This window comes from Proteiniphilum sp. X52, from assembly GCF_003712195.1.
Taxonomy (GTDB): Bacteria; Bacteroidota; Bacteroidia; order Bacteroidales; family Dysgonomonadaceae; genus Proteiniphilum.
Map to the genome: position 1 here is coordinate 42,991 of NZ_RDSD01000005.1, position 11,864 is coordinate 54,854.

An 11,864-nucleotide genomic window follows, 5' to 3' on the forward strand; every position below is an offset into this window, starting at 1 on the left:
AACAAATTAGGAGAGATTTTCGGGGCGCATAACGTTTTTTAACCATGTTGGCGCCTTGATAGGACCCATACAGTGGAAGAAATGAAGGTATGCGGTGAGGGGGAAAGGATTTATGGAAATGGCTGATGATTCCGAAAAAATCATCTAAATTTGTATCGGAATAATCCTAAAAAAGAGGGAAATGGTTTATAGATACGATTTTCTTGTGATCGGTTCGGGCATTGCCGGAATGAGTTACGCCCTGAAAGTGGCGAGACACGGGAAAGTGGCCATCGCGGCGAAAAATTCACTGGAAGACGCCAATACATATTATGCACAAGGAGGGATTGCCTCCGTGACTAATCCGTGGGATAATTTCGAGAAGCATATCACCGACACGTTGGATGCCGGAGCAGGGCTTTGTGACGTGGAGGTGGTGGAAAAGGTGGTGCGTGAAGCGCCCGATCAAATCGGGGAACTGATAAGATGGGGTGTTGATTTCGATAAAGATGACAAGGGCAATTTCGATCTCCACCGGGAAGGAGGGCATTCTGAATTTCGTATCTTGCATCATAAGGATAATACCGGGGCAGAAATCCAGGACAGCCTGATCGAGACTGTCCGAAACCATCCCAATATTGACGTGTTTGATCACCATTTTGCCATAGAAGTGCTTACGCAGCATCATTTGGGACAGGTGGTTACCAGGCATACTTCGGGCATTGAATGTTACGGGGCTTACATCCTCAACCAGGAGACCAATGAAATCGACACGTTTCTTGCCCGGGTCACCATGATGGCCACGGGCGGGATAGGCTGTATTTATCAGACCACCACCAACCCGCTGGTCGCTACCGGCGACGGTATTGCCATGGTGGCGCGCGCCAAGGGTGAGATCAAAGGGATGGAATTTGTGCAATTTCATCCCACCGCATTGTATCATCCCGGCGCGCGTCCTTCGTTTCTTATTACCGAGGCGATGCGCGGTTACGGAGGTGTGTTGAAGACACTCGACGGGGAGGAGTTTATGCACAAATATGATGATCGGGGATCGCTTGCTCCCCGTGATATTGTTGCTCGTGCAATCGACACCGAGATGAAAGAGAAAGGTTTTGAGCACCTCTTTCTGGATGTGACCCATAAAGACCCGGAAGAGACCCGGAAACATTTCCCCACCATTTATGACAAATGCCTTTCCTACGGGATAGATATCACGAAAGATATGATTCCTGTGGCTCCTGCGGCCCACTATTTGTGTGGAGGGATTAAAGTGAATATGGATGGAGAGACCAGTATCAGTCGCCTGTATGCTAACGGTGAGTGTGCTTGTACCGGACTTCACGGAGCCAACCGGCTGGCATCGAATTCCTTGATCGAGGCAGTAGTTTTCGCGGATGCTGCGGCGAAACATTCTATCCCTCTCTTCAGGCAGTACCCTTTCCGGGAAGATATTCCATCCTGGAATGCCGAAGGGGTAACCTCTCCCGAAGAAATGGTGTTGATCACGCAGAGTTACAGGGAAGTGGGACAGATCATGTCTTCCTATGTGGGTATTGTCCGTTCGGATTTGCGTTTACAAAGAGCCCTTAACCGGCTGAATATCCTGTTCCGGGAAACCGAGGATCTCTTCCAGCGTTCTGTGGTATCGCGTGACATTTGTGAGTTGAGAAATATCATCAAGGTGGGATATATGGTTATTAAACAGGCTATGGCGCGAAAAGAGAGCAGGGGATTGCATTATACTGTGGACTATCCCGGTCAGGATCCCGGTTCGGTGCTTTAAGAAGCTGTTTTGAATTTTTTCGTCCATTGTTTTTTAGCCATTTTTTGATGGATTTGGATTTTCATTGATTGAAATGTGGCGGGCCATTTAAAAGCAATGAAAGTTCAAAGGTGCGAAAAAGGGCAAAAACAAGCTCCCAGTTCCACAATGATTGAAAAAATGAAGACAATTAATATAAACGGTCAGCTAATTGATTTTTCCACACCGCGTGTGATGGGTATTGTGAATATCACCCCGGATTCCTTCTTTTCAGGCAGCAGGACAGAAGCCGCCCACGAGATCATAGAGAGATGTGCCCGGATAATCGGGGATGGAGGGACAATAATCGATGTGGGCGCGCAATCCACTTCGCCGGTCTCCCGGTTTCTCGATGCAAAAGAGGAGACCGAACGGCTGATGCCTGCGCTGAAGTTGATTCGTAATGAATTTCCCGATACGATCCTTTCCGTGGATACATTTTATGCCGATGTGGCGAAGGCGGCTGTGGAAGAGTATGGAGTGAATATCATCAATGATATTTCGGGAGGGCAGATAGATGATCGGATGTTTCCGGTTGTGGCCCAACTGAATGTCCCTTATATTCTGATGCATATGCGCGGTACCCCGCAGACAATGCAGCAGTTCACCCATTATGACAATTTTATGGAGGATATCCTCTATTATTTCTCCGAGCGTAAGGCAAAATTGAATCAGCTCGGGGTAAGTGATGTGATCATAGACCCCGGTTTCGGGTTCAGTAAAACAATCTCTCAAAATTATGAATTGATGGCTTATCTGAAATATTTTCATATCTTTGAGGAACCTATAATGGTAGGGATATCGCGAAAATCGATGATCTACAAGCTGCTCGGAACTACGCCTGAAGAGAGCCTTAACGGCACATCCGTGCTCAACGCGGTGGCGTTGCTTTCAGGAGCTGACATCCTGCGGGTACATGATGTGAAAGAGGCGGTGGAGTGTGTGAAAATCATCGAGAATGTAGGATTTGACTCATAAGGAAATATGTTCTCACATTTTGGAATAAAAGATTTCATTGATGTGGTGCTGGTGGCACTGCTTCTTTACTACCTGTTCCGGTTGGTGAAGATCTCGGGGATGCGTCCCCTTTTTCTGGGAATCCTGGTTTTCATGGTAATCTGGATTCTGGTCTCACGGGTATTTAATATGGTATTGCTCGGATCCATCCTTGACCAGTTTGTGAGCGTGGGGCTTTTCCTGTTGGTAATCCTTTTTCAGGATGAGATCCGGCGTTTCCTGATGTCTCTCGGTTCGAAAAAAGGGTGGAATTTTATCACAAAACTTTTCTTTCCCAGTGACAAGCAGAAGAGCGATAAGTCGTACCTGACGCCTATCGTGCTTGCGTGCATGAACATGTCAAGGACAAATACTGGAGCACTGATTGCTATTCAGGGTGATCTTCATTTAGGCCTTTACGAACAGACCGGTGAAATTGTCAATGCCGATATATCGTCGCGACTTATTGAGAATATTTTTTTCAAGAACAGCCCGCTGCATGACGGCGCCATGATTGTTGTCGGAAGGAAGATCAAGGCTGCGGGATGTATTTTACCCATCTCTCAGAATCCCAATATTCCCACTCATCTGGGATTGCGTCACAGGGCCGGATTGGGAATATCTCAGGAGACCGATGCGAAAGTGATCATAGTCTCCGAAGAGAGAGGAAAGATATCATTTGCCTCACAGGGACGGCTCAAAATGAATATTTCTCCCGAGGATCTCCAGCGGTTGTTATTGGGAGAGTGATGCCAATGTGCCAATGTGAATGATTTGCCAATAAGACTAATGTATTTGATTTAATGGGCACATTGGCACATTGACTAATTATCACATTCAATAATTATGATTTTAAAAGAACTTTCCCTTATTAATTATAAAAACCTGACTCAGGCAGATCTCACATTGTCTCCCAAGATGAATTGTTTCATTGGTGACAACGGGATGGGGAAGACCAATCTGCTCGATGCCGTCTATTACCTCTCCTTTTGCAGGAGTTATATGAATCCCGTCGATTCGCAGATCATAAGGCATGGCGAAGAGGTTTGCATGCTACAGGGAAAGTATGCGTTCGAAGATGGTACCCAAGAGGAGATCTATTGTGCTATCCGTCGCCGGCAAAAAAAGCAGTTCAAACGCAATAAGAAAGAGTATGAACGGCTTTCAGACCATATCGGACTGATCCCGTTGGTGATGATATCCCCGGATGATAATGAACTGATTACCGGTGGGAGTGAGGTGCGTCGCAGGTTTATGGACATGGCGGTTTCTCAGTTCGACAAGGAATACCTGCGCGCGTTGCTCAGATATAATAAGGCATTGCAACAACGGAACGTACTGTTGAAAAATGAGGAATCGCTCATCGATTTCACCCTGTTGGATCTTTGGGAGGAGCAGATGGCCGAGGCCGGTACATTTATTTACAGTAAAAGAAAAGAGTTTATAGAAGAATTTACCCCTATCTTCAACCAATTCCATGCGAGCATCAGTCAATCGGGTGAGCAGGTCTCTTTCAGCTATACCTCCCAGTTGAATGATGCTGATTTCCTGGGAAAGTTGAAAGATAACAGGCAACGTGATGTCTATCTCGGTCATACTTCGGTGGGGATTCACCGCGACGAATTAGAGATGCTGCTCGAAGACTATCCCATCAAAAAGGTGGGATCGCAGGGACAGAACAAAACCTATTTCGTTTCACTGAAGCTGGCACAGTTTCACTTCCTGCTCAAGAGAGGAAAAACCACACCTATCATGTTGCTGGATGATATTTTCGACCGGCTGGATGCGAAAAGGGTGGAGGAGATTGTAAAATTGGTCTCCGGCGCGGAATTCGGACAGATATTCATATCGGATACCAACAGAGGATCGCTGGATAAGATACTGGCGAGGATTCACAACAACTCCCATATCTATTCCGTAGTGGATGGAGAGATAACCCTGATGAGAGATTAGTCTGTATGCGGAGGAAAAATGCCCAATCGTTATCGGAGGCACTCTCGGATTTTTTTAATGAGAATAGCGTGCTGAGAGTAAAGATGGCACAACAACGTGTCATCAGGGGATGGAGTGAGTTGTTTGGGGAAGGGATCGCCAGATACACCGGTAATCTTTATTTCAACCGTGATACTCTTTACGTGCATCTTCATTCAGCGGTATTGCGTGCCGAACTGATGATGATCAAAGGGGAGTTGATTAAAAAACTGAATGACCATGCGCAGATGCCCGTGGTGCATGATATTGTGTTTCGTTAGAAAAAAGCGGAGACTCCTAAATAGAAACCTTCAGGGTGAGGAGAATTTGCGTGTTGCACTAGGTCGTAGTTCAACGTTATATGCGATCTTCCCAGACGGAAACCGGCCCCAACTACCAGTGAAGGTACAACTCCTTTGTCAGTTAAGGAATCCTTTGTCGTCCTGGAAGTCATTTCCGACCAGATATAATTGAGTTCGGGTTGTGCGAACAGGGCGATAAAATTTACCGGATAGAAATAACCAAACACGTTTGCCCCCAGTAGATTATTTCTTATTTCGTATTGGGAAGCGCGTGCCTTCGTGTAATAGTATTTTATTCCTGCTCCGGCCATAAGGTAATCATTGAATTGGTACCCTATTTGCGGCCCAAAACCCATATTCGTGTAGTCGCGGCTTATCGACAATCCCAGGTTGGCGCCAAAACGCAGTTTACTTTTGTCGAACGCGGCAGGCTGCCTCCCGGCGGTATGGATGTTCTCCCTGGGTAAAGACCCACTTGAAACCACCACATCCCTGGAACGATTGAGATGGATATTCCGTTCATCATCGGGTGATACCCTGATGGTATCGTATGTAATGGTCTGCGCGCCGGCTGACAGGGCGGCCCACAGGGAAAAAAGAAATAACACTCGTTTCATACGGCCATCGTTCTCAAGTCGCATGGCAGGCCAATCATCTTTTACTCTTCGGGCGTTCCCTCTTCCTGCTGGGGTTGAGCGGGGATCTGCGACGGAACGGGTAATTCCGGAGTTACATTCGGTGCTGTGGAAGGATTCAGCGGAGCCGGTTGCTCAACTTCTATCTGAGACCGCGGAACCTTTGAGTGTGAGGTGGTGTATTTGGCCGTGAGGATACTCAGGACAATGATCGTACCTGCCAATGTCCAGGTGAACTTCTCCAGGAAGTCAGTGGTTTTCCTGACACCCATGATCTGGTTCGATGATGCGAAGCCGCTTGCCAGTCCTCCTCCTTTGGATTTTTGCACCAACACGGCAAAGATCATCAGGATCGCTGCCAGTACAATAAGGATTGTGATGAAAATATACATATCTTATTTATCTTTATTTTTTGCGTTAATAATCAACAACTCAAGAAAACGAATTTGGTGCGCAAAGTAAACACTTTTTTTTGGAAAATTCAAACTTAACCTTTTAATTATTGTGAGCGCTTGTTCATATTTCTTTTGTTTGATATATATCCTGGCGAGTGTTTCCGTCAGGAATTCGCCTCCTTCTTCTTTTTGCTCTGTCTCCTGTTTCGTTTCAATGGGGGCTGTATCGTTGGGAACGAACAGTATGTCTGATTCCGCTTTTTCGATAAATGCATCGATAATATCATGGTGTTGCAATTTCTGGTATCCACTGTGATCAGGAGGGGCGGTCCCCCCGCCGAGCGATTTCAGATAGGAAAAATAGTCCGTCGTGGCCAGATTCAACGCTGCGTTTTCTACCGTAGGCTCAATCATCTCTCTTTCCCCGAGCGACGAAAGGAATGATTCAAGTAACTCTTCTGTCCTGTCGGCTCTTTTTAAGTGAATTCCCTTGTCTGTCTTCAGCAATTTCCCGTATTCCTCCCGGTAGATAAGGTAGAACAGTTTCCTTCTGTCATTGCACAAAACGGCTGTTCTGCCCAATTCCTCTTCATACCCCTGGTTGTCAATCAGATTTAAATTCTTTGTGTATAGTAGCCTGGCGGTATGAAAATAAGGATACTCTTTCACAACCGTTCGCAATTCTTCCAGCGTGGAAGCGTCCAGCCTTTCCGGATTTTCCATCCATCTGTATAGATCTTCCTTTTGCATACAATTACCAGTTTGACATGGTGGCGTTGAATATCTGATCTACAATTTCATCGATGAGCTCATTGAGAAGTCGGTCTTGTACTGAGTCAAACACCTCATTACTGGAGAAGGTGCGGTTCGCGGATATCCTCTCCTCTATTTCGGGATCATCCGTTTTATTATTCCGGAATCGCATCCTTACCGTCATGGTTAGTCGTGTTTCGGAAGCGAACGCGTCCTCCTGTACAGCCAGAGGTGTCAATTCATACCCTACAATCTCTCCTTCGATTTCCATATCTCCGTTTTGGTTTACCAGTTGCAGACGCGTGTTGCGGGTGAACATGTCCTTCATCGCCTCGTTGAACCGCTGTTCAAGAGGGGGATAAACCAATGGTGCCTGATTGACGAAGTGTCCTATCTGGAGTGTTTTGGTGAGATCATAGTTGATGGAGGTCCCCCTGAAGGAGTAGGATATACGGCATGAACTGACAGCGATCAGTAATAACAGGAGGATGAAAATATTTTTCTTCATAATCTTAACCTAAGAGTGAGTACTCCTTAATTTTGCGGTAAAGTGTACGTTCGGAAATACCCAGATCGTTAGCGGCCAACTTTCTTTTTCCATTATGCCTTTCCAGCGCTTTGATGATCATCTCCTTCTCCACATCACTGATTGATAACGCACTTTCTTCATATTCGGTAGCTTCCTGAATATTATTTGTCTCGGGTTGATCCAAAGTGATCTTTTTGGGCATGGCCTCATATTTCACCGGAACGGAAACCCGGGTGTGGTCGTTTGTGAGGATAGATGAGGAATGGTGCATTTCGTTCGAGGATGCATCATAGGAAGAATGTTGCGCCGAATCCTCCATAATGGTTTTCACCACACGTTTCAGGTCAGTGATATCCTTCTTCATGTCGAACAGCACCTGATAGAGTATTTCCCGTTCGTTGGCGAATGATTTCTGTTCCGATTCATGTATCTGATGTACCGAAACAGGTAACATTCCTACTTCATTGTTGGGCAAATACTTTTGCAGTATATCGGCTGTGATGAGGCGTTCCTGCTCGATGACCGAGATCTGTTCCGTGATATTCTTCAGTTGACGTACATTCCCTGGCCAGCGATAGCTTTTCAGTTTTTCTTTTGCGTCATCGGTCAGCGTGATGGGTGGCATCATGTATTTTTCAGCACAATCGCCCGCAAATTTCCTGAACAATAGAGGGATATCCTCTGCCCGGTCGCGTAACGGCGGAATGCGGATGGGTACTGAATTGAGACGGTAATAGAGATCTTCCCTGAATTTCCCTCTCTCTACTGCCTGCACCATATCGAGGTTGGTGGCTGCCACCACGCGTACGTTGGTTTTCTCCACTTTCGAGGAGCCTACTTTGATGAACTCTCCGCTCTCCAGCACGCGAAGCAGGCGTGCCTGTGTCGGGAGTGGAAGCTCGCCCACTTCATCGAGAAAGAGTGTGCCGCCGTCGGCCACTTCAAAATAACCTTTTCTGGTGCCTGTGGCACCGGTAAACGAACCCTTTTCATGCCCGAACAGTTCCGAATCAATGGTGCCTTCGGGTATCGAGCCGCAGTTGATGGCAAAATAGGGGCCATGCTTCCGGTTACTGTACTGGTGCACAATTTGCGGGAAATTCTCTTTTCCGGTACCGCTTTCCCCGGTGATAAGCACCGAGAGGTCGGTGGGAGCCACCTGTAAAGCAACGTCGATAGCACGGTCCAGCTTGGGGTCATTGCCAATGATCCCAAAACGTTGCTTCACCTGTTGTAAAGAGTGTTTTGCCATAAGCGTGCTGTTTTTTTGAATATTCAAAGATATGAACTTTTTCGTTAAGCGAGCGCGGAGCGAATTTACTTATCTCCTAAAGCGTAGGTTTCTTCCTTCAGGTATTTCCCCAAGCGTGGTATATCGTCTTTGAACGATGCTATCCTCTCCGGCATGATGGGATTCCCGAGAGTGACCACCATCTCTTTCCCTTTTTTGTTATATAATTCGTGACACAGCCTGAGGGTGCGGAATTTGTAACCGAATATCCTCGACAGGTAGAAAGAGGCGCTATTATGTCCGGAGATATGCATAGGAATGACCGGCACCTTCGATTTCTGGATGATTTTGATGGCCGCCGATTGCCACTCCCGGTCTTCAATCATCACTCTCCCTTTCTTGAAAAGGAGATTGGAAACTGCTCCCGCGGGGAAAAAGCCCAGTGGAAACCCTGACCGCACATGGGCGATACTCTCCTTGATGCCGGCATAGGTGATGCTGTCTTTTTCGGCATACCTCATCGGATTTACAGTGATAAAGTTTTCAGCCATGGTATCTATCAACCCCAGAATAACGTTCACCATCATTTTATACCGCCGAACCCGGCTGCCTACTGTCTCAATGGCTGCAATTCCGTCGACATGTCCGTAGGGATGGTTGGATACGGTAATAAAAGGACGATCCTGGAACTCATTGAGGAGCTCTCCATTTATCACAGTACGGATGATCCCGAGTTTATCCAGCACATCTTTACAGAAATCGGGCCCGGTAAGATGTTTAGACCGGTTGTAAATTTCATTCGGAACATGCAATGCGGATATTTTTATACCCAAGTCTATCAATTTGTCTCCGTATTTGCCCCTGAGCACGGGGTGCAGACTGCGCAACTCTTCGCGGCTGATCAGTGTTTCTTTCATTAATTCCGCACCTGTTTGGTTTATTTAATTCAAAAGCCACTTCATCCCGGATGATGTGGCAATTGAGTGAAAAATGTCGACAGTTTCAGTTTGTTATGAGAACTCTTGAATGAGTTTTATAATTTGTTTGCCGATTTCTTGCGCCTCCTCCATGGAATGTGCTTCCGAATAAACACGGATGATGGGCTCAGTGTTCGATCTTCTCAGATGCACCCATTTGTCGGGAAAGTCGATTTTCACTCCGTCGATGTCGGTTATCCGCTGGTCACTGAATATCTCTTTCACCTTATTCAGGATCCTTTCCGTGTCGATGCCGGGTGTGAGTTCTACCTTTTGTTTTGCCATAAAATAGGCCGGATATGACTTTCTTAATTCCGAAGGTGTTTTCCCCGATTTGGCGAGATAGGTGAGGAACAGGGCGATACCGGCAAGCGCGTCGCGGCCGTAATGCAAAGCAGGATAAATGACGCCGCCGTTACCTTCTCCGCCGATCACCGCCTTTGTCTCTTTCATTTTGGTTACCACATTTACCTCTCCAACAGCCGCGGCATTATATTCTCCGTTCCTGGCATGCGTGACATCTCTCAGCGCACGGCTGGAACTAAGGTTGGAAACTGTATTGCCGGGCGTGTGTTGCAAAACATAATCTGACACGGCCACGAGGGTGTACTCTTCCCCAAAGGGCTCACCGTCTTCACAATAGATTGCCAACCGGTCGACATCCGGATCCACGGCAAAGCCCACGGATGCTTTGGAGCTGCGTGTGAGTGATGCCAGTTCAGTGAGATGCTGTGGTAATGGTTCGGGATTGTGTGAGAAATTGCCATGCGGTGCACAGTGGAGCTTGAATATCTCCTTCACTCCCAAGGCATATAATAATTCAGGGACAGCCATTCCGCCGACAGAGTTCACGCAATCTATTGCCACCCGCAAGTTGGCAGCCTCTATGGCTTTTTTATCCACTAAATCGAGTGACAGGATTTGTTGGATATGTTCGTGAAGGTATTGCTTCTGGGTGACTTTCCCCAGCTCATCGACAGGAGAGAATAGAAAATCTTCCGATTCGGCGATCGAGAGAATTTCTTCTCCCTCGGCCGCGCTGAGGAATTCCCCGCTGCTGTTTAACAGTTTCAGGGCATTCCACTGTTTGGGGTTGTGGCTGGCTGTAATAATGATACCTCCCGCGGCATTTTCCTTTTCAACGGCGATCTCTGTGGTGGGGGTTGTGGCCATTCCAATATCGGTAACATCACATCCCATTCCTATCAACGTGCCGGTGATGATACGATGTACCATCTCCCCCGAAACACGCGCGTCTCTCCCTACTACGATACAGGGATTTTTCTTTGCTGATAAACCACCTTCAACGGAACGGAGCGTGATCGATTTTTTGATAAATGCCGCATAGGCAGCTGTGAATTTTACGATATCGAGCGGGGTCAGATTTTGGGTGACTCTCCCGCCGATGGTTCCTCTTATCCCGGATATGGATTTGATTAATGTCATAAAAGATTCCCTTTATCAATGATATATTTTGATGCTGATTTAAAGATGCCAGCCGCGGATAATACCTGTTTCTTTTGTTTATGGGATGATTGCCGGAATATGATCACCACTGGGTTTCGAATCTGTATTCCACCTGTTCGTAATAGGTAGGTTGATAATTGGATTGGTCGTACGACGAACCCATCTCGAAAGGAATGATCAGTTTTACTTTTCCCCGATGGCCCACATAGGACAGGGGGACAGCCCATCCTGCGGTTGCACTTGAATAGGCGCTCAATGTTGTCGAATTAACCCGACCAAAATATTCCAACACTTCGGGAGAGGTGCTCTGGTAATTGGAGTAGCGGGTCGTGTCGGTGGTTGCAAAATAATGCAACCCTTTAAAACGGATATATATTTTCTCCCTCCATTGAGGCCTGTGAGTAGTGTCGCCAAGCTCAATGATATTAAAATAGACGCCTGTGTTCGGATCTTTATAAAATTCATTCTCATCGAATACACTATTTGCCGGAAATTCCCTGAGGATCTCGAATTTATTTTTCGATATTAAGAGATCAATCGCCTTTTTCTCGTCTTTGAGGTAGTCAGCGTATGTTTTCCTGTTATTGCAGGAGGTGGTCAGGATCACTAAACTGACAAAGGTGAGAACTATGGAATGGAATAGTTTCATATGATTTTCAAATAAAAAATTAAAAGTGAAAAATTAAAAGTGAAAAGAGGAATGTTTGCGATGTCCGGTGTTTCTTCATTAGCCACCTGATTTTTCATTATTCACCATTCATTTTTCATTTTACCAATAGCCTACAAAAATACACAATCTGCTCCAAATAAACAGAGGTTGCGCTGAAA

At 46.4% G+C, this 11,864-nt stretch carries 13 protein-coding genes; 5 read left to right on the forward strand and 8 right to left on the reverse strand.

The window, feature by feature from the left end; translation table 11 throughout:
• The first annotated feature begins 181 nt into the window (after positions 1 to 181).
• From nadB to D7D25_RS05795, 5 genes are all read left to right on the forward strand, one after another.
• Positions 182 to 1,762, forward strand: coding sequence for an L-aspartate oxidase (nadB, locus tag D7D25_RS05775; protein WP_122968014.1), 1,581 nt, complete (start codon positions 182 to 184; stop codon positions 1,760 to 1,762).
• Positions 1,763 to 1,921: 159 nt separating this feature from the next.
• Positions 1,922 to 2,758 carry a dihydropteroate synthase gene (gene folP, locus D7D25_RS05780; RefSeq protein ID WP_122968163.1) on the forward strand — a complete coding sequence of 279 codons (837 nt, stop codon included), beginning with the start codon at positions 1,922 to 1,924 and terminating at the stop codon, positions 2,756 to 2,758.
• 6 nt (positions 2,759 to 2,764) lie between these two features.
• Entirely contained in the window at positions 2,765 to 3,526 is a 762-nt protein-coding gene (cdaA, locus tag D7D25_RS05785) for a diadenylate cyclase CdaA (protein WP_122968015.1), read from the forward strand.
• Positions 3,527 to 3,622: 96 nt separating this feature from the next.
• Positions 3,623 to 4,729 (forward strand): DNA replication/repair protein RecF, encoded by a 1,107-nt coding sequence (locus D7D25_RS05790; RefSeq protein WP_122968016.1) that lies wholly within the window; start codon positions 3,623 to 3,625, stop codon positions 4,727 to 4,729.
• A gap of 5 nt (positions 4,730 to 4,734) precedes the next feature.
• Positions 4,735 to 5,028 carry a DUF721 domain-containing protein gene (locus D7D25_RS05795; RefSeq protein ID WP_122968017.1) on the forward strand — a complete coding sequence of 98 codons (294 nt, stop codon included), beginning with the start codon at positions 4,735 to 4,737 and terminating at the stop codon, positions 5,026 to 5,028.
• Here the strand turns inward: D7D25_RS05795 and D7D25_RS05800 are convergent.
• The 8 genes from D7D25_RS05800 to D7D25_RS05835 form a co-directional block, all read right to left on the reverse strand.
• Positions 5,025 to 5,666, reverse strand: coding sequence for an outer membrane beta-barrel protein (locus tag D7D25_RS05800; RefSeq protein WP_158602548.1), 642 nt, complete (start codon positions 5,664 to 5,666; stop codon positions 5,025 to 5,027). The two genes, D7D25_RS05795 and D7D25_RS05800, sit on opposite strands and share 4 nt — an antisense overlap.
• 41 nt (positions 5,667 to 5,707) lie before the next feature.
• Entirely contained in the window at positions 5,708 to 6,076 is a 369-nt protein-coding gene (secG, locus tag D7D25_RS05805; RefSeq protein WP_122968019.1) for a preprotein translocase subunit SecG, read from the reverse strand.
• A gap of 3 nt (positions 6,077 to 6,079) precedes the next feature.
• On the reverse strand, positions 6,080 to 6,829 hold the full coding sequence (locus D7D25_RS05810) for a tetratricopeptide repeat protein (RefSeq protein WP_148038862.1): 750 nt from the start codon (positions 6,827 to 6,829) through the stop codon (positions 6,080 to 6,082).
• Positions 6,830 to 6,833: 4 nt separating this feature from the next.
• Entirely contained in the window at positions 6,834 to 7,340 is a 507-nt protein-coding gene (gene lptE, locus D7D25_RS05815; protein ID WP_122968021.1) for an LptE family protein, read from the reverse strand.
• A gap of 4 nt (positions 7,341 to 7,344) precedes the next feature.
• Positions 7,345 to 8,613, reverse strand: a complete 1,269-nt coding sequence (locus D7D25_RS05820) for a sigma-54-dependent Fis family transcriptional regulator (RefSeq protein WP_122968165.1) — start codon at positions 8,611 to 8,613, stop codon at positions 7,345 to 7,347.
• Between the two features lie 65 nt (positions 8,614 to 8,678).
• A complete protein-coding gene (locus D7D25_RS05825; protein WP_122968022.1) occupies positions 8,679 to 9,509 on the reverse strand; it encodes a 1-acyl-sn-glycerol-3-phosphate acyltransferase in 831 nt (276 codons plus the stop codon).
• A gap of 93 nt (positions 9,510 to 9,602) precedes the next feature.
• A complete protein-coding gene (gene glmM, locus D7D25_RS05830; RefSeq protein ID WP_122968023.1) occupies positions 9,603 to 11,015 on the reverse strand; it encodes a phosphoglucosamine mutase in 1,413 nt (470 codons plus the stop codon).
• Positions 11,016 to 11,118: 103 nt separating this feature from the next.
• Positions 11,119 to 11,685 (reverse strand): DUF4827 domain-containing protein, encoded by a 567-nt coding sequence (locus D7D25_RS05835; protein ID WP_122968024.1) that lies wholly within the window; start codon positions 11,683 to 11,685, stop codon positions 11,119 to 11,121.
• Positions 11,686 to 11,864: the final 179 nt, after the last annotated feature.

Coding starts and splice junctions, on each gene's coding strand:
- glmM (WP_122968023.1), bottom strand. CDS start 11,015: ATGACATTAATCAAATCCATATCCGGGATAAGAGGAACCATCGGCGGG.
- D7D25_RS05800 (WP_158602548.1), bottom strand. CDS start 5,666: ATGAAACGAGTGTTATTTCTTTTTTCCCTGTGGGCCGCCCTGTCAGCC.
- D7D25_RS05790 (WP_122968016.1), top strand. CDS start 3,623: ATGATTTTAAAAGAACTTTCCCTTATTAATTATAAAAACCTGACTCAG.
- D7D25_RS05835 (WP_122968024.1), bottom strand. CDS start 11,685: ATGAAACTATTCCATTCCATAGTTCTCACCTTTGTCAGTTTAGTGATC.
- D7D25_RS05810 (WP_148038862.1), bottom strand. CDS start 6,829: ATGCAAAAGGAAGATCTATACAGATGGATGGAAAATCCGGAAAGGCTG.
- nadB (WP_122968014.1), top strand. CDS start 182: ATGGTTTATAGATACGATTTTCTTGTGATCGGTTCGGGCATTGCCGGA.
- D7D25_RS05795 (WP_122968017.1), top strand. CDS start 4,735: ATGCGGAGGAAAAATGCCCAATCGTTATCGGAGGCACTCTCGGATTTT.
- D7D25_RS05825 (WP_122968022.1), bottom strand. CDS start 9,509: ATGAAAGAAACACTGATCAGCCGCGAAGAGTTGCGCAGTCTGCACCCC.
- secG (WP_122968019.1), bottom strand. CDS start 6,076: ATGTATATTTTCATCACAATCCTTATTGTACTGGCAGCGATCCTGATG.
- folP (WP_122968163.1), top strand. CDS start 1,922: ATGAAGACAATTAATATAAACGGTCAGCTAATTGATTTTTCCACACCG.
- lptE (WP_122968021.1), bottom strand. CDS start 7,340: ATGAAGAAAAATATTTTCATCCTCCTGTTATTACTGATCGCTGTCAGT.
- cdaA (WP_122968015.1), top strand. CDS start 2,765: ATGTTCTCACATTTTGGAATAAAAGATTTCATTGATGTGGTGCTGGTG.
- D7D25_RS05820 (WP_122968165.1), bottom strand. CDS start 8,613: ATGGCAAAACACTCTTTACAACAGGTGAAGCAACGTTTTGGGATCATT.